Genomic DNA, 20,039 nt, shown 5'->3' on the forward strand with positions numbered 1-20,039 from the left:
CTGGCCGCTGCTGTTCAAGGTCACCCCTTCACTGCACCGATCATGACTCCCTTGGTGAAGTGCTTTTGCACGAGGGGGTACACCAGGAGGATGGGTACAACCGCCACCACGATCACTGCCATCTGCAGGGCCAGGGACGGTGCTGCCCCCTGCCCCACGGCAATCTGGCCCGGAATCATCACGCCCTGCAGGACATACGAGCGCAGCACCACCTGGAGCGGGTTCATGGCGCTGTCGTTGATATACAGAACCGCATTGAAGAACGCGTTCCAATAGCCCACCCCGTAGAAGAGGGCAATAACGGCTGTCACTGCCTTGGACATGGGGAGCACAATCTGGGTCAGGATCCGCCATTCGCTGGCCCCGTCGATCCGTGCGCTGTCCAGGATCCCGCGGTCGATCCCCATAAAGAAGCCGCGAAGGATGATGATGTTGAACACCGATATGGCACTGGGCAGGATCAAAGCCCAGTAAGTGTTGATCAGGCCCAGGCCGGAGACCAGGAGGAAGGCCGGAATCATGCCGGCGCTGAAGAACATGGTCAGCAGCAGGGTGAACAGGAGCGGCGTATGGGCGAAGGAGCCCGGCCGTGACAATCCGTACGCGCACAGCACCGAGACCACCATACTGAGTACGGTCCCCACGGCGGTGACGCCCACGCTCACCAGCACTGCCCTGGTGACCACGCCGCCGTTCATGATCTGCTGGTAGGCGTCCAGGCTGATTTCGCCGGGCACAATGACCATTCCGCCGGCCGCCGTAATGGTGGCTTGGGATGAAAGGCTGGTGAGGACGATTGAGTACAACGGCCCCAGCACTGCAAGGACAACCAGGGTGAGTACGGCGGCCTTGCCAATCTTCGCCGCCGGTCCCGGCTCCTCCTCCCACGCTGGCCTGGACGACTTCTTGCGGCGCTGGACCTCTGCACCTTTTGCTGCCGGTTTGGTGATTGTGCTCATGACTTTGAGTACACCCCGCTCTCTCCGAATTTGTGGGCCAGTTTGTTCGCACCCAGAATGAGTGCAAGCGATACCACGCCCTTGATCAGGCCGGCCGCCGCGGCATAGCCCCAATCGCCGTTACGAATGCCCGTGTAGTAGACAAAGGTGTCCAGGACCTCGGAGGCTTGGGCGCCCACGGCGTCGCGTTGCAGGATCAGCTGTTCGAAGCCCACGGACAAGGCGTCACCCAGGCGAAGTATCAGCAACAGGATGACAACGCTGCGCAGCCCGGGCAGCGTCACGTGCCACATCCGGCGCCAGCGGTTCGCACCGTCGACGGCCGCTGCCTCGTACTGTTCCTGATCGATAGCGCTGAGAGCGGCCAGGAAAACGATGATTCCCCAGCCGGCGTCCTTCCAGATTGCCTGCGAGGTAATCAGGAACAGGAAAGTGTCCGGATTGGTCATGATATCCACGGCCTGCCAGCCCTGGGCCCGGAGGCTCTGACTCAGGAGGCCTGCCCCGCCGAGCACCTGCTGGAAGACAGAGACCACCAGCACCCAGGAAAAGAAGTGCGGCAGGTAGACGATGGCCTGGATGGTGGAACGCAGTGCCGGGGACAGCAAGGAGTTGAGCAGCACCGCCAGCACTATGGGGATGGGGAAGAAGAAGACCAGCTGGAAGGCCGTAATCACCAGAGTGTTCGTCACTGCGAGCCAGAAGCCCTGATCCGCCAGGACGCGGCTGAAGTTGTCGAGCCCGACAAAGGGGCTGTCAGGGATGCCCACAAAGGGTGAGTAGTCCTGGAACGCCACAATGTTGCCGAGCATCGGGATATAGGCGAAGACCAGCAGCAGCGCGATGGCTGGCAAGGTCATCAGCACCAGGGATTTGTCCCGCCGCAGCCTTGTCCGCAGTCCCGCTCTCTTGCGGATTGTGGTGATGCCCTCTTGGCGCGCCCTGTCGGGGCGGCCCGGGCGATAGCCGTCCGGTGCTGGAACCGCTGAAGCGGTCAAGGTGGATTCAGAGGTAGCCATGGGGGCCTCCTAAGCCTTCAGGAATCCTGCGTAGAACTCACGCAGTTCGTCTCCGCCGTTCTTCTTCCAGGTGGCGATGGCCCCGTCAAGCTCCGAAAGGCTCTTGCGTCCGCGGAGAATGTCCTTGGAGAGGTCATCGAATGGCTTCCCCAGGGACCCGAACTTGCTGGGCTCCTGGATCTGCAGGCCGTAGAAGAGGGGGTCAACCACGTAGGGGGCCTGGCGGATTTCCCAGTCCGTCTTGGTCTTGACGAAGCCGGGGTACTGGACATGGTTGTTCACCGTGCTGTTGTTCACCAGGAACGCGTACGTGCTGGTGACTTCCTCCTTGCCCTTGGCCGTGGCCTGCGGAGCGTTCTGTGCGTCGCGGGTGTAGTGGATGCCTTCAACGCCGTTGTTGATCAGCATGTTCTCCTCCGTGCCGAAGGGCGCGGCCGCAAAGTTGGCCAGGGCCAGCATTTCCTCAACCTTCGAAGGATCATCGGTCTTCTTGATGAAACTGAAGATGGCGGCGGGTGAACCGCGGAACAGTGTGGGCTTGCCGCCATCGGCGGCAAAGAAGTCCATGGGCTGCGTCTGGAACTTCGGGTTGCTGGGCAGGTTCCGACCCAGGGCTTCATGCCAGCCACCCACCCCGCCGGAGGTCATCAGCGACGCGCCCGAGTCATAGCGCTGCGCCGACTTCTGGGTGTTACCGGCCACGGCGTCGGGGTGGACAGCGCCTGAAGCGTAGAGTTTTGCCCCCCATTCCAGGGCAGCCCGGTATTCGTCAGACTCGAACCTGCTCTGGAGCTTGCCGTCCACCAGTTTCCAGTTGTCCACGCCATGCATCAACTGCGCGCCCGTCCACACATCTTCAGAACCCCAGCGGTTCTTGGCCGGATCCGTAATTTCCTTGGCTATTGCGATGTATTCATCGGCGGACTTTGGCTGTTCCAGGCCCATTTCCTCGAAAAGGTCCTTACGGTAGAAGAAGGCGTTAGTGACTTGGTCGGATGGGTACGGCAGCCCGTAGAGCCCGCCCTCGAAACAGCTGTACTTCCAGGCAGCGGTGGGGAGATTTGCGAGGTTGGGGTATTTCTTGATCTTGTCGCCGGCAAGGTACTCGGAAAGGTCCGTGAAGAGGCCCTTGACTGCCTGGCCGAACCGCGGCGGGATGTTCCAGGACGGGATGACTATCCAGTCCGGCACGTCCTTCGGTGAGGCCAGTACTGTCTGGACTTTGTCTGCGTAGGTATTTCCGTCACTGACCTGGAAGTTCAGCTTTGCGCCCAGCCGTTCGTTGACGGCCTGGTAGTAGCTGTTATCCGCCTGCGGGATTGCCCACCAGGCCGGGGTCATGACTGTATAGCTTCCGCCTTTACCCGGAACGCCCTGGACCGACTTGACCAAGGTTGAGGGGATGCTGGTGAAGCCGGGCGAGGTGCCATTCACACTCGGGATGTCCGGCTTGACAATGTCGAGCGGGATGTAGCTGGGAATGAGCTTGGACGTGGCATCGGCCATCCCTGCGGACGTGGTGGCCTGCGGGGCCCCGCCACCGCTGCTGCATGAGGTGAGAGCAGGGAGAGCGGCAAAGGCCACCGCTCCCCCCACGAGGCTAAGGAAGGACCGGCGCCCGACTCCCGTCTGGCCGAGGTCTTTCAGGGACGCACGGCGTTCCGGTGAGGCATTGTTTCCAAGCATTTTTTGCACTCCTTTGTGTGGACATCTGTTGGCCTGACCCGGGCCTGATTGCCGGGCCGGCAGCTGCCCTGCGCAGCTTTGCGACGGGGCAACTTGGCCTGGGATTTTTCCAAGATTGGTCAGAGAAACCATCGAAGCGTTTCGATTGTCAAAAGCCTAGATCATGGCAAATGAGACCGCAAGGCTTTCTTGTATTGCAGCTCACAGGCGGAAATGCCAGAATGTTTGCCAGTCACTGATTACGCAAGCGTTTAAACAAAAGTGCCAAGGACGGCCAATGATGCCCATTACAACTGACACCACCACCGCTGCCACTCTTGAGGCCATGCTGGCTCGCCTCACACTTGAGCAGAAGATCGCAATGCTCCATCAGCATGCCCCCGCCGTCGAAGCCCTCGGACTGGCTCGGTTCCACACCGGCTCTGAGGCTGCCCACGGCGTGGCCGGACTCGGACCGGCCACCGTTTTTCCACAGCCCGTGGGCCTGGCCGCGAGCTGGGACGCTGATCTGATCCATCGGGTAGGCGCCGCCGTCGGCTTGGAAGTCAGGGGCAAGAAGGCGGAGGATCCAGGCGTGAGCATGAACGTTTGGGCGCCGGTGGTAAACCCTCTTCGCCACCCGCTCTGGGGGCGCAACGAGGAAGGCTTCTCCGAGGACCCGCACCTGACGGCCTTCCTTGCCTCCGCGTACTGCGCGGGATTGAAGGGCGGCCATGAACGTTTCTGGCTGACCGTGCCCACGCTGAAACACTTCCTGGCGTACAACAACGAGACTGACCGCAACGTCACAAGCAGCCAGCTGCGGCAGCGCGTGCTTCATGAGTACGAACTGCCCGCCTTTCGCGGACCGATCGAAGACGGTGTGGCGGGCGCGGCGATGCTTTCCTATAACCTGGTCAACGGCCGCCCGGCCCACGTTTCGGACCTCGTTGCAAGCGAGCTGCGGCGATGGCGGAACGGGGAGGACATCACCATAGTCACCGACGCCGGCGCGCCCTCCTCGCTTTACACCGCCGAGAAGTATTTCGACGACGGCCCGTCGGCCTACGCGGCTGCCCTCCACGCCGGAGTGGACAGTTTTACCGAGGACAGCGACAACCCGGAGCCGTCCCTCAGGCATCTCCACGATGCCCTGGAGCGCGGGCTGATCAATGAAGCGCTCATCGACCGTTCGGTCCTCCGGCTGCTCACCTTGCGGGAGCGGACCGGCGAATTCGAGCCGAACGGCGGCCCGTATGGCTCTGTCGGCTCCGACATGGTGGGAGACCGGGCGCATGTGGAACTGGCAAGGGAAGCAGCGCGGAAGTCCGTGGTGCTGCTACGGAACGCAGCTGGTCCTGGCACAGAGGCGGCCGGCCCGCTCCTTCCGCTGGGGGCAGAGCCAGGGAAGATCGCGGTGATCGGCGCCCTCGGTTCTACAGTCCTGAGCGACTGGTACAGCGGCACCCTGCAGGACGAGGTCAGCATTGTCGATGGCCTGTTCAGGCGGTACGGCAGCGTGGTGGCGGAGCCGGGCGTGGATGCGGTGTCCCTCCGGTGTGTCCGTACGGGCACGTACCTCGGTGCCGGCGGCCCCGAGACCACGCTTACTGCCGGCGCCTCGGCCCCCGGCCCGGCGGAAACATTCCTGCTCAAGGACTGGGGCGGCGGCGAAAGCACGCTGCAGTTCCCCGCTACTGACAAGTTTGTGGCGGCCACCGGCTACTACCTGACCGCATCCGCTGACCGGGTGGGTGGCTGGGTGGTCCAGGAGACGTTCCGCCTCCAACCCAGCGTGGACGGATCCGTGGCCATCCAACACATCGGCACCGGGAAGTGGCTACGGATTGAGGCGCACACGGGAAGTGCCGCCTTGTCCGCCGGGACCGAAGAAACGGCGGACCGCTTTACCGTGCGGACAGTACGCTCCGGCCAGCAGGCCGCGCGTGAGGCAGCCGCCGCAGCCGATGTCGCCGTCGTGGTTGTGGGAAACGATCCCCATCTGGGAGGCAGGGAGACGATCGACCGGACCACGCTGGCGCTTCCCCAGGAGGAGCAGGAGCTCATCCGGCTGGTGCGTGAAGCCAATTCCCGGACGGTCGTGGTGATCGTCTCCTCTTACCCGTACTCCCTGGGCGCCCTGGCCGACACGCCCGCGATTGTGTGGACCTCGCACGCAGGCCAGGAGCTGGGCAACGGGCTGGCTGATGTCCTCAGTGGAGATGCCGAGCCGAGCGGACGCCTGCCGCAGACCTGGTGGGCACGGGACGAGGATCTTCCGGACATCCTGGACTACGACCTCATCGCATCCCGCGCAACCTACCTCTACAGCGACGCAGAGCCGCTGTTCCCGCTGGGGCACGGCCTGGGCTACAGCCCGGTTAGCTACGATTCTGCTGTTCTGGCGGGTGACGGTCTGGATGTAATCCTGCATAACAAAGGAGACCGCCCCGCTCACGAATTGGTGCAGGTCTATGCGGCCTGTCCTGGCCACCGCTTCGATTTCCCGAGACGGCTGCTCGTGGCGCACCGGCGGGTTCAACTCGAACCCGGCGAACACCGCACCGTACGGATACCCGTACCCATGGACCGGCTGGCCACTTACAGCGTCACAGCTTGCCGGATGCTGGTGGAACCCGGCAGGTACCAGCTGATGGTGGGTCCTTCGGCAAATGACCTTCCAGTGGGCGTGGAGCTGACGGTCGACGGCGAAGGCAGCGGCCCGCGCGCCCGGGGAGCTTGGATCCGGGCCGAACTGTTCGATGACTGCTCCAACCTTGCGCTGGTGCCGGAGAGTCCGGTGGCAGGCACCGCCGTCGCACCGGCATCCCCAGCGGAGAGTGCGACGGCGGTCTACCGCGGCTGGGAGGGCTCAGCCCCTCAGGGGGCCTCGTTCCGGCTCTCGGCCACGGGGCCCTGCACGATTGCTGTCCAGCTTCCTGGCTGGGGCGGGACCTGGCGAGACTGTGCCTCCGCATCCATACAGCCAGGGTTCAACGGCGAACTTTGCCTGGAGATGGCAGGCCGCAGCGGGGATTTCGAGGCGCTTCGGATTGTCCTGGAGGGACCGGTGAAGCTGAGCGCACTGCAGCTGGACGACTAGATCCAGGGGCCCTAGTCCGGCGTCCGACTGATGGAGTCAGACATGCTGTTCACCCCCCCAGGCGGTGCTGAGCCGCTCGTATTCATCGGCGGTGACCGGGAGCACGACGCCGTGGCAGGGATCCGGCGGCAGCCGGAAGTCCTCGGACGGCGTCCACTGCCCGCCCGTCAGGTTTGTGGTTTCGAAAGGAACGTACCGGCGTTCCTTGGTGAACTCGTCGATCCAGAGGAACCACTTTTGCTCGGTATTTGACTTGTAGACCAGCGGGCCCTCGCCCTGGCTGATCGGGCCAAGGCCGATGCCCTCCGCCAGCGGCTTCCAGTCGGCAGCGGCAGGGACGGGGACGTTTCCGAGAAGATAGTTTTGCCCAGCAGCAACCCGCTGGACCGGCTGCGCTCGTCCTTGAGGAAACGGTAGTACAGACCCTCGTCGTCTATCACTGTTGTGTCGATCGTGGACCATCTCCTGTCGACCACACGATACCCCCGCATAGTCACAGCTGGAACTATCGGACTGGATCACTCTTTCTGTCGTAAGAAGGAAACGGCGGGGCAAATCTCTACTGATGGCATCATTGCCTTCGGCCGCCCATCAGCCATCGACCTCGCCTCTCCGGGGGGCTTCGATGGGCTGATACTTTCGGCCGACGTCGGCATCAGTGGCCGTCCAACACCTTCCGCAAGGATTGCGACGGCCGAAGGAGCATCATAGCCAACAAGCTGCTGCCGGCTTTGCCCGTTCCCATGGTGGTGGTCCATGAGATTCAGAGATCGTCTTCGGGACGGGCGGCGAGGATCCGATTGGCGCTGAGCTGCAGAATGCCGAGCGACTCCTGGATCAGTGGCGAGGCGATGCTGCCCCTGCGCACCGCAGCCACAATACGCCGCGCGGGCTTCCCCTTGCCGGTAATGCGTAGCCGAACCACGTTCTCGGCACCACGCAGGGGCGCCAGTCGCGGCAGCAGACCCACCCCCAGCCCTGCACCAACGAAGGCGATCTGGGTTTCCCATTCAACGGCCTCATGGGCAACCCGCGGCGTCACCCCGACTGCCGTGAACGCCGCAGTGAAAAGGGAATGGTAGGTGGAACCGGCGGCCTCAGTGATCCAAGGTTCCGACGCCAACTCTTCGAGCGTCACCGTTTCCCGCGAAGCCAACCGATGGTCAGAAGGAATGATCACGTCGAGTGGATCGTCGAGCAGAACGGTCTGCTCGAAGCGTGAATCGTCCTCAACGTGTGTGTCGGACTGCATGGCGACAATTACCGCGAGGTCGATCCGCTCGGCTACCAGCAAGTCGAAGCAGCGGGCCGGGTTGGCCTCGAGTACCTGCACCTCCAGCAGGGGGCGTGTTGAGCGCAGGGTGGCGGCCAGTGGCGCCAGCAACTGGGCGGCCGCCGTGGAGAATCCGCCAAGACCAAAACGGGACTGCACCTGGTCGCCAGCCTCCATGGCTGCAGCGCGCAGGCTCTCCCATTCGGCAATGAGGGTGTCCGAGCCCTCCACGAGAAAGCGGCCCGTGGTGGTCAGCCGCACACCCCGGCCGTCCTTCGTCAGCAGCTGCATTCCAAGCACGCGCTGGAGCTCCCTCAACTGCGCTGAGACGGCGGAGGCAGAATAACCTGTGAGCTCCGCGGTTGCGCCTATGGTGCCACATCGGGCAAAAACCCGAAGTGTGATGAGCCTTGGATCGATCATGCACCTATTGTGCACGGTTATCATCTAAATGTTGCGCTTTTGTTGCAGTTCAATCGTCCCTAATCTCATGAGTACAAGGTTTTTCTACAACTCCGCTTGCATCCACGCCGCCGTGGTCGCCACGGATCGCTCACTGACCCACGCCTCCCGGGAGGAAACACATGCCTGCTCCAGTCTTGCCCCTCAATTCACGCGGAAAACTCGCTTCATCATTGCCTGCCGAGCAGCTGGTGGAAATCAACGAGTTGTTTGATTTCCGGCGCGTCGGATACTCCCTCGATGCCCCCTTCTACACCGACCCGACGATTTTCAACATCGACATGCAGGCCATTTTTGGCCAGCACTGGATCTTTGCCGGCAGCATCGCCGAACTCCCGGAGCCGGGCGACTACATCACCGTCGACTACGGGCCCTACTCCCTGATCGTGCTGCGCAACGACGATGGCGGCGTGAACGTCCTCCACAACGTATGCCGTCACCGCGGCGCCCGCGTCCTGACCGAGCCCGCGGGATCAACGGGAAACCTGGTCTGCGGCTATCACTCCTGGACCTACTCCCCCGAGGGCAATCTGATCCACGCCTCGGCGCCTGGGGAAACTAAGTTCGACAAGGGCTGCTTCGGCCTCAAGCGCGCCCACAGCCGAGTGGTCGCCGGACTCATCTTCGTCTGTATTGCGGACGAACCGCCCGCGGATTTCGACGAAACCTCTAAAATTTTCGAGCCTTACCTCGCACCCCACGATCTGTCGAAGACGAAAATCGCCTACCAGCAGAACATCGTCGAGGAGGGCAACTGGAAGCTCGTCATGGAGAATAACCGTGAGTGCTACCACTGTGACGGCCACCCGGAGCTCGCCTGCTCCCTCTTCCCCACCTGGGGCCTGACGGAGGGCCTGATCCCGGCCCACCTTGAAGAAGTGTGGGACCGCAACAAGGAAGCACAGTCCTCGCTCGAGGAGCGATGCCGCCGCTATGGCCTTCCCTATGAGGTGGTGGAGGAGCTCGACACGCGCATCGCGGGTATCCGCATCTCACGGGAATCCCTTGATGGCGACGGCGAATCGTTCTCGCCCGATGGGCGCAGGCTCTCCAAGAAGCTGCTCGGCGACTTGCGGGACTTCCGCCTTGGCCGCTGCTCGATGCACCTCCAGCCCAACAGCTGGTTCCATTTCCAAGCGGACCACGTCATTACCTTCGCCGTCTTCCCCGTTAACGAGCACCAGACGCTGGTACGCACCACCTGGCTGGTGGCGGACGACGCCGAGGAAGGCGTCGATTACGACCTGGAGAAACTCACCTACACCTGGAAGCAAACAAATCTGCAGGACAAGGCGTTTGTGGAGCTGTGCCAGAGGGGCGCCGGCAGCCCCGCCTACGAGCCCGGCCCGTACATGAAGAGTGAATACCAGGTGGAGGCCTTCATCAACTGGTACGTGCAGCGTGTCCAGGAGCACCTGGCATGACGGAACTCCTCACTGAGACGGTAGACCAAGAACCTCATCGAATCCGCGGTCTTGAGATGCCCTGGAACAGGGTTATGGGCAGCACCGAGGGACCAGCTACTGCCGCCCGTGCCCTGGGTCCCTGGCATCCGCAGGAGTTCATGGCCGAATGCGTCGAGATTGTTCCCGAAGTGGGCGGCATGATGACCTTCGTGTTCCGTCGCTCCGACGGTGCGCCCCTGGCGTTCCGTGCTGGCCAGTACGTCAATGTTGCCTTCCCCGTGAATGGCGAGGACCAGGATCCGGCGGACCGCAGCTACTCGCTGTCCAGCGCACCCACCAAGCCGTGGACCTTCGACATCACGGTCAAACGCGATCCCACGGGTCTAGTCTCGCCGTGGGTGCACGAGAACATCAAACCCGGCACCGTCCTTGAGATGCTCGGACCGGTGGGCGCATTCCACCTTCCCGATGCAGACCGGCGGGCACGGTACCTCCTGCTGGCCGCCGGAGCAGGTATCACCCCCATCATGTCCATGGTGCGGACCATTCACTCCCTGCCCGGACAGGCCGATGTGGTGGTGCTTTACCACGGAGCTGCGGCCGAAGGCTTTGCCTTTAACAAGGAGCTCGCCTACATCGCCTCCGTGGACTCGCGCATCAAGGTCTTCTACTCCCTGGGTGACCGCGGCAAACCCGAGGACTGGGAAGGGCTCAGTGGAAGGCTGACGGCCGCCATGCTCGACCACGTGGCCCCCGATGCCAACGGCCGCCAGGTCTATGCCTGCGGCCCCGAGGGCTACCTGAACACCGCTACCGAGCTCCTGGGGAAGGTGGGCGTCGACGACACGTCCATCCACATGGAGTTCTTCACGGGAGATCGCCAGACCATCCTTGAATACCAGGCGGAGCTCGCGCTGGCGGCCGACATTGCTGAGGAAATCGCGGAGGAAATCGCGGATTCCGCCGAGGACTACTACGAGAGCCAGCCCACGGCGTTCGGGCTCTACGAGCCAGGGTATGACGCCGAGGGAACCCTGAAGGCCACGGGCCTGCCGCTGGAAACAGCCAATCCGGACGTATCCGATCCGGGAGCATCCGATGCTGGTTCGGACGTTGAGCGGGAGGCTGTTACTCCCGACGCCTCGAGCTTCGACACTGTCGGGACTGGAAGCCTCACCCTTTCCTTCATGCGCACCGGCATCAATGTGCGCGTGGATCCTGCCGAACACATCCTCGGGGTGGCGCAGCGTGCGGGCGTCAGGATTGGCGCGAACTGCAAGGAAGGCATGTGCGGCTCCTGCAAGGTCGTCAAGCTTTCCGGGGAGGTCGAGATGAACCACCAGGGCGGGATCCGGGCACGGGAAATCGATGCAGGCAAGTTCCTGCCCTGCTGCTCCACGGCGCTGACTGATTTGGTGATCGATGCCTAGCCGCTTCCGGCTGCGCTAGATCGGGTCATGCGTTCTCTGAAGGACCCCTTTGCGGGTCTCCGGACCGGGCGCATTCATATTGCTAATGCTTCCCGGATCCCGAATCGTCTCGCTACAAGTATGCGAATGGCCCAGACCAAGGGCTGATCTTCGAGCTCAACGCCCTCGCCCCGGTAATACACGCCCGTTTCATCGCCCACTGCATCGACGTCAAAAAGCCTAAGGATCTCGCTCACGCGAAACTGATACTCGGTGGCGGTCTTTTGGCGAGACGCACGAACAGGAATTGTGATGAGTCTGCGTGCAACCTCAGCCGCGGTGGATTCAGTCATGGGCACATCGAGCTCGGATTTTCAATAGTTCCCCCTGAGTGTCCCGGCGGGATTTCGGTGCAACCGCCGCCGCTGTTCGTGCACTCTTGCATGACTCTCGCTATTGCACAAGGGAAATGCCGGCACGGCGGGGCTGGCGCCGCCCCGCCGTCGTGCTGGCGACCGGGCTACGCCACGGCCCCTTCCCTGACGTTGCACCCTGGCCCTTGCAGTACCTCTATCGCGGATGCCCCTCCAGGGTGCAGCTGAAGGCGCTCTCAGCGGCCCGGGGCGAAAACAAACATCGTTTCAGGCACTTCTGACTGCTCCGTCAGGTAGGTATGCTCTGGCACATGGACAGCTCTGAGGAAGTGCCGGACACCCAGATACTGACCCTTCATGAATGTTGGAAGCAGCTTTATTCATCCTCCCTTGGACGACTGGCGGTGGTTACCGCATCCGGGCCAGAGGTTTTTCCCGTGAACTATTTACCCGAGGACGGAACACTGATATTCCGCACAGGACCCGGGACCAAGTTGGACGCGGTGCTAGAGGGGGGATCTGTGGCGCTCGAAGCTGACGGTCTTAACTCCTACGGAACCATCGCCTGGAGCGTCGTTGTGAAAGGACGCCCTGAGGTTGTTCCGGAGGATCAGCCGGCAGCCGATGCCAAGTTGTTTCCTTGGGAACCGGGACTCAAGGAACATTTGATCCGAATCACACCCACGGAAGTAAGCGGCCGTCGTTTTGTTGTCAGTTCGCCCAAACGATGGTGGTCCCCCCGGGAGCCGTGAGCCAACCTGTCTGAACACACGTCACTGTGTTGAAGAAAAGAAACAATCGCTTCCGATCGCGTCCCCTCGGCCCTCCCCTGCACTGACATCGAAGACTCAATTGAAAAAGTGATCGATAACCCTTGACGTTTAGTGATCGATAACGAATAGTGGTGTTACCGATCACTCCCGCAGGATAGATCACCAAATTCTATGCCTGTCCCTTCAAGCAGCCCGAGCTCAGGCCATCCTTCCGCTGTCTGATCTGCATGTTCGTCCCCGCAGCGTTAAGCCGGGGATCCAGTTAGGAAATTATGAAACTTTCACTATGCCCCGGAGATGCCGGGAACCGGGACGCGCCTGCGCAGGCCGGACCATGAGCGCACTGTCAGAGCTGGGCAAGCTCAAAGGCCAGGGCTCCACAAAGGAAGGCCGGGACACCAAGGCGGCCCTGGTCTTCCTGGCCCCGTGGCTGGTTGGATTGGTGGGCATCACCCTTGGTCCCATGCTCATCTCGCTCTACCTGTCCTTCACTGACTACAACCTCCTTCAGGAGCCCACTTTCATCGGCTTCGACAACTTCATCAGGATGTTTGCAGACGCGCGGTTGTTGAACTCGCTGAGGGTCACATTCATATACGTACTGGTGGGCGTCCCCCTGCAGCTCGCCGTTGCCCTCCTCATTGCAATGGTGCTGGACCGGGGCATTCGGGGTTTGCCGTTCTACCGTTCCGTGTTCTACCTGCCATCCCTGCTTGGTGGCTCTGTTGCGGTGGCCATCCTGTGGAAGCAGATATTCGGCACCACCGGCCTCGTGAACCAGTTCTTGGCCCTTCTGGGCATAGAGGGTCCGGGTTGGATCTCGGACCCGAGCACAGCACTGAGCACCATCATTCTGCTGCACATCTGGACCTTCGGCAGCCCCATGATTATCTTCCTGGCAGGCCTGCGCCAGATCCCCCACATGTACTACGAAGCCGCGCAGGTGGACGGTGCCAGCAAAGTGGTTCAGTTCTTCCGGATTACGCTGCCCCTGCTGAGCCCAATCATCTTCTTCAACCTGGTGCTCCAGATCGTTGGCGCCTTCCAGTCATTCACCCAGGCCTTCATTGTCTCGGGTGGCACCGGCGGACCGTCAGACTCCACCATGTTCTTCACCCTGTACCTGTACCAGAAGGGCTTTGGTCAGTTCGACATGGGTTATGCCTCCGCCATGGCCTGGGTTCTCCTGCTGATCATTGGCATCCTCACCGCCATCAACTTCTACGCCTCAAAGTTCTGGGTGTTCTATGACGACTGAAATCCACCCCCAACGCACCGCTTCCTCCGCGGCGAAGCAGGGCACTGCCCCCCTCCCGGCGATGCCGTCACGGCCAAAAAGTCCTGCTGCGGCAAGGTACCGCCCGCTCCTGAAGCATCTGCTCCTGATCATCTCCGCGATGCTCATGATCTATCCGCTGCTCTGGATGATTGCTTCCTCCCTTCGCCCCAATGACCTCATCTTCCGGGAACCAGGCCTGTGGCTGACCACGTTCGAGGCAGGCAATTACGCTGACGGGTGGAACGCCTTGGCGCAGCCGTTCTCCACCTACCTGTTCAACTCAGCGGCCGTGGTCCTTGGCTGCATCATTGGCAATCTGGTGTCCTGCTCGATGGCGGCATATGCCTTCGCCCGGCTGAACTTCAAAGGCAAGAAATGGCTCTTCGGAGCCATGCTCTTGACCATCATGCTGCCGTTCCATGTGGTGATCGTGCCGCAGTACATACTGTTCTCGCAGATCGGATGGGTCAACACCTTCTGGCCCATCATCGTGCCCAAACTTCTTGCAACCGACGCTTTCTTCGTCTTCCTCATGGTCCAGTTCATCCGCGGCATTCCCAAGGACCTTGACGAGGCAGCGCGGATCGACGGTGCCGGCCACGCCAGAATCTTCCTCCAGGTGATGCTGCCTCTGATGGTTCCGGCGCTGGCCACCACCACAATCTTCACCTTTATCTGGACCTGGAACGACTTCTTCAGCCAGCTGATCTACCTGACGGACCCGGACATGTTTACCGTCCCCGTGGCGCTGCGGGCATTCATCGATGCGACCGCCTCGACCTCCTGGGGATCCATGTTCGCCATGTCCATCGTGTCCCTGCTCCCCGTTTTCATTGCCTTTTTGCTCGGCCAGAAGTTCCTGGTCAAGGGCATCGCCACCACCGGTATCAAATAAGCACCCACTGTCGATGTCGACAAGAACGAAAGGCCATTCATGAACAACCAACCATCCCGCCGGAATGTACTGCAACTGTCTGTTGGCATAGCTGCGTCCGCGCTGATGCTCAGCGGCTGCGGCACGGCCGGCACCCCCGCTGCGGAAGAAACCGGACCTGTGACAATCCGCTTTACCTGGTGGGGCGGGGACGCACGCCAGAAGCTGACCCAGCAGGTTATCGACGCCTTCCATGCCGAAAACCCGAACATCACGGTCGTTGGGGAATATTCCGATTGGAGTGGCTACTGGGATAAGCTCGCCACCCAGGTGGCGGCCAACGATGCACCGGACATCATCCAGATGGATGAAAAGTATGTCCGCGAATACGGTGACCGGGGAGCCCTGCTGGACATTCACAAACTCAGCGGCCTGGATACGTCAGGCATCGCGGAGGACACTCTCAAGAGCGGTGAAGTGGATGGCAAACTCGTGGGTCTGGTGACAGGCGTGGCCAACTATTGCATCGCTGCCAACCCCGCAGTTCTGGAAAAGGCAGGGGTTGCCATGCCGGACGACAAGACGTGGACATGGGAAGAATACAAGAAGCTCGGTCAGGAGATCAGCGGGAGCGGAACGGGAGCCACCGGCGTCGGCGTTTTTTACCAGGACCATGATCTGTATGTCTGGGCGCGGCAACAGGGCGATCGCCTTTATGATGACTCCGGGAAAGTGGTCATCAAGCCCGGGACCCTTGTCTCGTTCTGGTCCAACCTCCTGGACCTTTCCAAGTCCGGGGCAGCGGGCAAACCCTCGGCCATCATCGAAAACGCCACAGCCTCGATCAATCAGAACGCCATGGCCAAGAACCAGATGGGCTTCTCCGGCGTCTTCCAGACCCAGCTGACCGCTTACGAGTCCGCCAGCGGCCAACAGCTGAAGTTGCTCAGGCTTCCTGGCGAGTCGCAGGCCAAGGAACGGGGGGCTTACTACAAGGCCTCCATGTTCTGGTCCGTATCGTCGCGCACCAAACACCAGCAGGCAGCGGCGAAGTTCCTTAACTTCCTGACAACCAGCCAAACCGCCGGTGACATCATGCTTACTGAGCGGGGAATCCCAGCCAACACCAAGACCCGCGAGGCCATCACCCCTAAGTTGAAGGCGTCCGATAAAGCAGCGATTGACTTCACCAATGCAATTGCGGAAGAGGTACGGCCCGCTCCGCCCATCACGCCGGCTGGCGGTAGTGGCATCCAGGATCTCCTGGCCCGGTACACCTCCGACGTTCTCTTTGAGCGCACCACCCCGGAAAAGGCCGCCCAACCGTTCATCGACGAACTCTCGTCTTCACTGCGGAAGTAGCCCATGACTGACCTAAACCACCCCAATACAATCCGAGTGGGCATCGTCGGCACCGGAGGGATAGCCAATGCCCATGCCGATGCACTGCGGCAGCAGCCAGGTGTGGAACTCGCCGCCGCTATCGACCTCGACCTATCACGTGCGGAGGCCTTCGCAGCCAAGTGGGGCGTTGCCCGCACCGCGGCGAACCTGACGGAGGCGGTTGAGGGCGGCGGGCTGGATCTCGTAGCCATCTGCACGCCTCCGTCCAGCCACTTTCCCCTGGCCCTCGAGGCGCTCAGGCACGGCATGCACGCCGTGATCGAGAAGCCCCCGGCGCTATCGCTGAGCCAGATGCGCGAGTTGGAGGCAGCTGAAGCTGTATCCGCCGGCACTCTCAGCTGCGTATTCCAGCACCGCTTCGGCTCGGGTGCCCGGAAGCTGCGTTCCCTTCAGTCGTCCGGAGTCCTCGGCAAGCCGCTCGTTGGCACCTGCAACACCCTGTGGTTCCGGGATCAGGCGTACTTCGACGTCCCGTGGCGAGGTCTCTGGGACGTTGAAGGCGGCGGGCCGACCATGGGCCACGGCATCCACCAGTTCGACCTGCTGCTGCACTTGTGGGGTCCGTGGGCCGAGGTGACGGCCTTTGCAGGAAAGCTGGCCCGCCGGACTGATACTGAGGATGCTTCGGCCGCGGTAGTCCGCTTTGAATCCGGAGCAATCGCCACCATCATCAACTCGGTGATTTCGCCGCGGGAAACCTCGTACATGCGGCTGGACTTCGAAAACGCCACTATCGAACTCGAGCATCTCTACGGTTACGCCGGCCACAACTGGACAGTGACGCCGGCACCCGGCCAGGACGCCGTCGTCGACCTCTGGGCCCAGGGTGAGGAGTACGCAAGCGGGCACCCGGCCCAGTACGGGGACATCGTCCGCAGCCTGCAGGGAGGCGAGGCTGTTCCGGTTTCCATCAGCGACGCCTACGCCACAATGGAACTGGCCGCCGCGATTTACGCATCAAGCGTCAGCGGAACAACCATCGCCCGCGGCCAGATCGACGAATCGAGCCCCTTCTTCACCCGCATGGACGGTCACCTGGAACCCTGGAAACAAGAAGAGGAACTCAACGCATGAACACGCCACCAGCTCTTACCTGGCGCGATGACAACCAGTCCCTGACGGTTTCGCTCGGGGCCCTGGACATCGCCACGTACACCTACGACGCCACCGACGAACAGCGCGAATCACCGCGGCCGTACTTCCATCCGCTGCGCACCACAGCCGGGGAAACCGTCAGCGCCTACCGGCCCTGGGACCACGTGTGGCATAAGGGCCTCGCCTGGTCCCTGCCGCACTTTGGTGAGGACAACTTCTGGGGCGGCCCCAGCTACCGCCGGGGCGAAGACTACAAATGGCTCCCGAACAACGGAAGCATGCGGCACGAACGCGTCATCGAGGCCGGGCTCGACGGCGGTGCGTTCCGTTTCGCGCACGCGCTGAGCTGGTGGACGCAGTCAGGCAAACACGTAGCCGATGAAACCCGTAGCCTCCGGATCATCCCCGGTTCCGACGGTAACGTCTGGATGCTGGTCTTCGAAACGGTCATGACCAACGTCTCCGGCCGCGACATCCAGATCGGTTCCCCCACCACCGAAGGCCGTGACAATGCCGGCTACGGTGGCCTGTTCTGGCGTGGACCCCGCGAGTTCGCCGGTGGCCGGATTGTGGGACCTGGTGGAGCCACCGGCGAAGTGCTGCGCGGCACCCGGGCGCCATGGCTCGCCTTTATTGGCCAGCACGACGACAGCTGCCGCCACTCGACCATTCTGATCGCGGACGACAGCGGCAATGCCCAGCACCCGCCGGAGTGGTTCGCACGGTCCGAGCCCTTCGCATGCTTCGGTCCTGCACCATTCTTCAGCGAAGAAGTCCCCTTCACCGCCGGTGAAACCATGACCAACCGCTACGCCTTGGTGATAGCTGACGGCGACTCAGATCAGGAGCGGCTGGAGCGTTTGGCAGCTTCGGGCGTGGATGCGCTCCGGCACCAGACAGTGGAGGCAAGCGCATGATGAACCAAAAACTCAACGCGCTGTTTCCTGGTGCCGTGGGGCTCAGCCGGCTTGGGGTGTATGACTGGGAAGCCGATGACGGTGTCTGCGGTGGATCTCCCCACATGCACACGGCCTCCACCGAGGCGTATCTGGTACTGGCAGGTACGGGGCGGGTCGAGACCATCCGGTCCTCGGGTTACGAGTCCTATGACCTCGCTCCAAATGATCTTCTATGGTTCAGCCCGGGAACCATCCACCGGCTTGTGAACCAGGACAGCTTGGAAATCCTGGTGATCATGCAAAACGCAGGACTACCCGAGGCCGGCGACGCTGTGCTTACTTTCGAAGCTGACATTCTTGCCAGCCCGGAACATTATGCGAAAGCTGCAACCTTGACTGCGGACGCGCAGCTGGGGGCGTCACAGAGCGGCGCGCGGAACAGACGTGATTCAGCCCTTGCCGGATACCAGCGGCTAAAAGAGGCAGCTATTGCAGGGCAGCGGGATGCTATTGAGCAGTTCCACAGTGACGCGGTCAGGCTGGTCCAGTCCCGCGTCCCCGGGTGGAAAACTATTTGGGAAGAAACAATTGCGCCGGAAGCCGCGCGAACCGGGGCATGGTTGACGGAGGTGTCCGAGGGACGCTTTGGTCATTTAGCCGACGCCACTATCGTCCGGGCGGAGGCTGGGGCACAGGACATATTTGGCATGTGCGGGATGCTCCAAAAATGGGACACCGGCAAGCTGGTCTGATCCGGCCTCCAGCACCCCGGTCGCGGGCGGGAGTAGGCTAAAGCCCTGTCCCTTCCCGCAACCGGGGAACCAAATATCTGAAGGGATGCAAGGAGATGGTGCAGGAAGCAATCGACCGCGGCAAGTCAAAGGCCCCCACGATTTACGACGTGGCAGGGTTAGCCGGGGTCTCGCACCAAACCGTCTCCCGGTATTTAAAGGACAAAACGACGCTCAAGCCCGCCACTTTGGAGCGAGTTGAAAAAGCCCTCTCAGACCTGAACTACACGCCGAACCTCGCGGCGAGGTCCCTGCGGTCACGGGCGCTGTATCGCGTGGTGGTTGTGGTTCCCGAAGCCTCCCTGTACTTCCCCATAAGAATGCTCAACGGAGCTGCCAGCGCAGCGCATGCAGCCGGGTACCGGGTGGACGTGGTGGCGATGGAGGGAACGGTCGAAGCGCGCGCTCAGCAACTCCGCACCCTGATGTCGGGAGAAGACATCGCAGGGATCCTGTCCTTTGTCCCACTGCCGAAGTCCGCGGCTGCCTTTCCCACGGCCACCGTCCCCCTGGTAGTTGCAGGCGAATACCAGAACAAGATGCGTGCTCGGGGCAGCCTCGCGGACGGCACGGCGGCCGGGAAAATTGTCCGACACCTGGCGGCGCTTGGTCACCGCAACTTTTTCCATGTCGCCGGACCCGCTTCCTATCAATCTGCCCGCAACCGGAAAGCTGTTTACGAAGAGGCCATTGCCGAGCTGGGGTTGAGATCCCTGGGCTCCGCGGCCGGCGACTGGTCTCCCGCTTCCGGATACGCGGCCGGTCGAAAGATCATTGAGCTTAAGGAAGTCACAGCCGTTTTTGCCGCCAATGACCAGATGGCTCTGGGAGTCATCCGGGCCCTGCATGAGGCCGGCATTGCGGTACCGGATGATATAAGCGTATTTGGCTGGGATGATATGGCCGAGTCGGCATTCGTCATCCCATCCCTTTCAACAGTCCATATGGACCTGGAACTCCTTGGGGCGCGGAGCCTCAGAGAATTGATCACTCTCATCCGGGGCGGTCAGACCGCACCGGAAGCCCTGACGCTGGATCCCATGGAGCTCGTCGTGCGCGAATCGACAGGACCGGTACGCCGCTAAGATCCGTCAGCGTTTTGACGACGCTTGGACGGTCGCGTTCCGGGCGCCTTGGCCATATGCCCACGAACTCCAGCGAATCTGACCAGGATCCAGGAACCCAGGAATCCAGGGCGATAGCACCCCGAACGCCGGAGTCCTTATGTCGGATCCGGCGTCCGGACCGCAATCA

At 61.9% G+C, this 20,039-nt stretch carries 17 protein-coding genes; 11 read left to right on the forward strand and 6 right to left on the reverse strand.

Annotation, left to right across the window (positions count from 1 at the left end; all coding sequences use genetic code 11):
- Positions 1 to 20: 20 nt before the first annotated feature.
- The 3 genes from M1E02_RS11955 to M1E02_RS11965 are packed head-to-tail and all read right to left on the reverse strand — an operon-like array spanning position 21 to position 3,664.
- Positions 21 to 959: a carbohydrate ABC transporter permease gene (locus tag M1E02_RS11955; RefSeq protein ID WP_479374487.1), complete on the reverse strand. Its 939-nt coding sequence runs from the start codon at positions 957 to 959 to the stop codon at positions 21 to 23.
- Positions 956 to 1,978: an ABC transporter permease gene (locus M1E02_RS11960; RefSeq protein WP_479374488.1), complete on the reverse strand. Its 1,023-nt coding sequence runs from the start codon at positions 1,976 to 1,978 to the stop codon at positions 956 to 958. Before M1E02_RS11960 ends, M1E02_RS11955 begins: the two co-directional genes overlap by 4 nt.
- A 9-nt stretch (positions 1,979 to 1,987) precedes the next feature.
- The gene (locus M1E02_RS11965) at positions 1,988 to 3,664 is read right to left on the reverse strand and encodes an extracellular solute-binding protein (protein WP_479374489.1); all 1,677 of its coding nucleotides are present in this window, start codon (positions 3,662 to 3,664) and stop codon (positions 1,988 to 1,990) included.
- Positions 3,665 to 3,941: 277 nt separating this feature from the next.
- Here M1E02_RS11965 and M1E02_RS11970 point away from each other — a divergent pair, with 277 nt between their 5' ends.
- Entirely contained in the window at positions 3,942 to 6,746 is a 2,805-nt protein-coding gene (locus M1E02_RS11970; RefSeq protein ID WP_479374490.1) for a glycoside hydrolase family 3 C-terminal domain-containing protein, read from the forward strand.
- A 36-nt stretch (positions 6,747 to 6,782) separates the two neighbouring features.
- Here the strand turns inward: M1E02_RS11970 and M1E02_RS11975 are convergent, their stop codons facing one another.
- Entirely contained in the window at positions 6,783 to 7,208 is a 426-nt protein-coding gene (locus M1E02_RS11975) for a hypothetical protein (RefSeq protein ID WP_479374491.1), read from the reverse strand.
- A 301-nt stretch (positions 7,209 to 7,509) separates the two neighbouring features.
- Positions 7,510 to 8,442 (reverse strand): LysR family transcriptional regulator, encoded by a 933-nt coding sequence (locus M1E02_RS11980; RefSeq protein WP_479374492.1) that lies wholly within the window; start codon positions 8,440 to 8,442, stop codon positions 7,510 to 7,512.
- Positions 8,443 to 8,603: 161 nt separating this feature from the next.
- Here M1E02_RS11980 and M1E02_RS11985 point away from each other — a divergent pair, with 161 nt between their 5' ends.
- Positions 8,604 to 9,905, forward strand: a complete 1,302-nt coding sequence (locus M1E02_RS11985) for an aromatic ring-hydroxylating oxygenase subunit alpha (protein WP_479374493.1) — start codon at positions 8,604 to 8,606, stop codon at positions 9,903 to 9,905.
- Positions 9,902 to 11,317, forward strand: coding sequence for a ferredoxin reductase (locus tag M1E02_RS11990; protein WP_479374494.1), 1,416 nt, complete (start codon positions 9,902 to 9,904; stop codon positions 11,315 to 11,317). Before M1E02_RS11985 ends, M1E02_RS11990 begins: the two co-directional genes overlap by 4 nt.
- 74 nt (positions 11,318 to 11,391) lie before the next feature.
- Here the strand turns inward: M1E02_RS11990 and M1E02_RS11995 are convergent, their stop codons facing one another.
- Entirely contained in the window at positions 11,392 to 11,649 is a 258-nt protein-coding gene (locus tag M1E02_RS11995) for a hypothetical protein (protein ID WP_479374495.1), read from the reverse strand.
- A 332-nt stretch (positions 11,650 to 11,981) separates the two neighbouring features.
- Between M1E02_RS11995 and M1E02_RS12000 the strand changes: the two genes are divergently transcribed.
- The 8 genes from M1E02_RS12000 (at position 11,982) to M1E02_RS12035 (ending at position 19,870) form a co-directional block, all read left to right on the forward strand.
- Positions 11,982 to 12,422 (forward strand): pyridoxamine 5'-phosphate oxidase family protein, encoded by a 441-nt coding sequence (locus tag M1E02_RS12000; RefSeq protein ID WP_479374496.1) that lies wholly within the window; start codon positions 11,982 to 11,984, stop codon positions 12,420 to 12,422.
- Positions 12,423 to 12,777: 355 nt separating this feature from the next.
- On the forward strand, positions 12,778 to 13,701 hold the full coding sequence (locus tag M1E02_RS12005; RefSeq protein WP_479374497.1) for a carbohydrate ABC transporter permease: 924 nt from the start codon (positions 12,778 to 12,780) through the stop codon (positions 13,699 to 13,701).
- 61 nt (positions 13,702 to 13,762) lie between these two features.
- Positions 13,763 to 14,617, forward strand: a complete 855-nt coding sequence (locus M1E02_RS12010) for a carbohydrate ABC transporter permease (protein WP_479378141.1) — start codon at positions 13,763 to 13,765, stop codon at positions 14,615 to 14,617.
- A 39-nt stretch (positions 14,618 to 14,656) separates the two neighbouring features.
- Complete coding sequence (locus M1E02_RS12015; RefSeq protein WP_479374498.1) at positions 14,657 to 15,958, forward strand: ABC transporter substrate-binding protein; 1,302 nt, start codon at positions 14,657 to 14,659, stop codon at positions 15,956 to 15,958.
- Positions 15,959 to 15,961: 3 nt separating this feature from the next.
- Positions 15,962 to 17,074: a Gfo/Idh/MocA family protein gene (locus M1E02_RS12020; protein ID WP_479374499.1), complete on the forward strand. Its 1,113-nt coding sequence runs from the start codon at positions 15,962 to 15,964 to the stop codon at positions 17,072 to 17,074.
- Positions 17,071 to 18,012, forward strand: coding sequence for a DUF6807 domain-containing protein (locus M1E02_RS12025; protein ID WP_479374500.1), 942 nt, complete (start codon positions 17,071 to 17,073; stop codon positions 18,010 to 18,012). Before M1E02_RS12020 ends, M1E02_RS12025 begins: the two co-directional genes overlap by 4 nt.
- The gene (locus tag M1E02_RS12030; protein ID WP_479374501.1) at positions 18,009 to 18,746 is read left to right on the forward strand and encodes a cupin domain-containing protein; all 738 of its coding nucleotides are present in this window, start codon (positions 18,009 to 18,011) and stop codon (positions 18,744 to 18,746) included. Before M1E02_RS12025 ends, M1E02_RS12030 begins: the two co-directional genes overlap by 4 nt.
- Before the next feature lie 95 nt (positions 18,747 to 18,841).
- Entirely contained in the window at positions 18,842 to 19,870 is a 1,029-nt protein-coding gene (locus M1E02_RS12035) for a LacI family DNA-binding transcriptional regulator (RefSeq protein WP_479374502.1), read from the forward strand.
- Positions 19,871 to 20,039: the final 169 nt, after the last annotated feature.

The sequence above is a fragment of the Arthrobacter sp. Z5-13 genome (genome assembly GCF_056499105.1).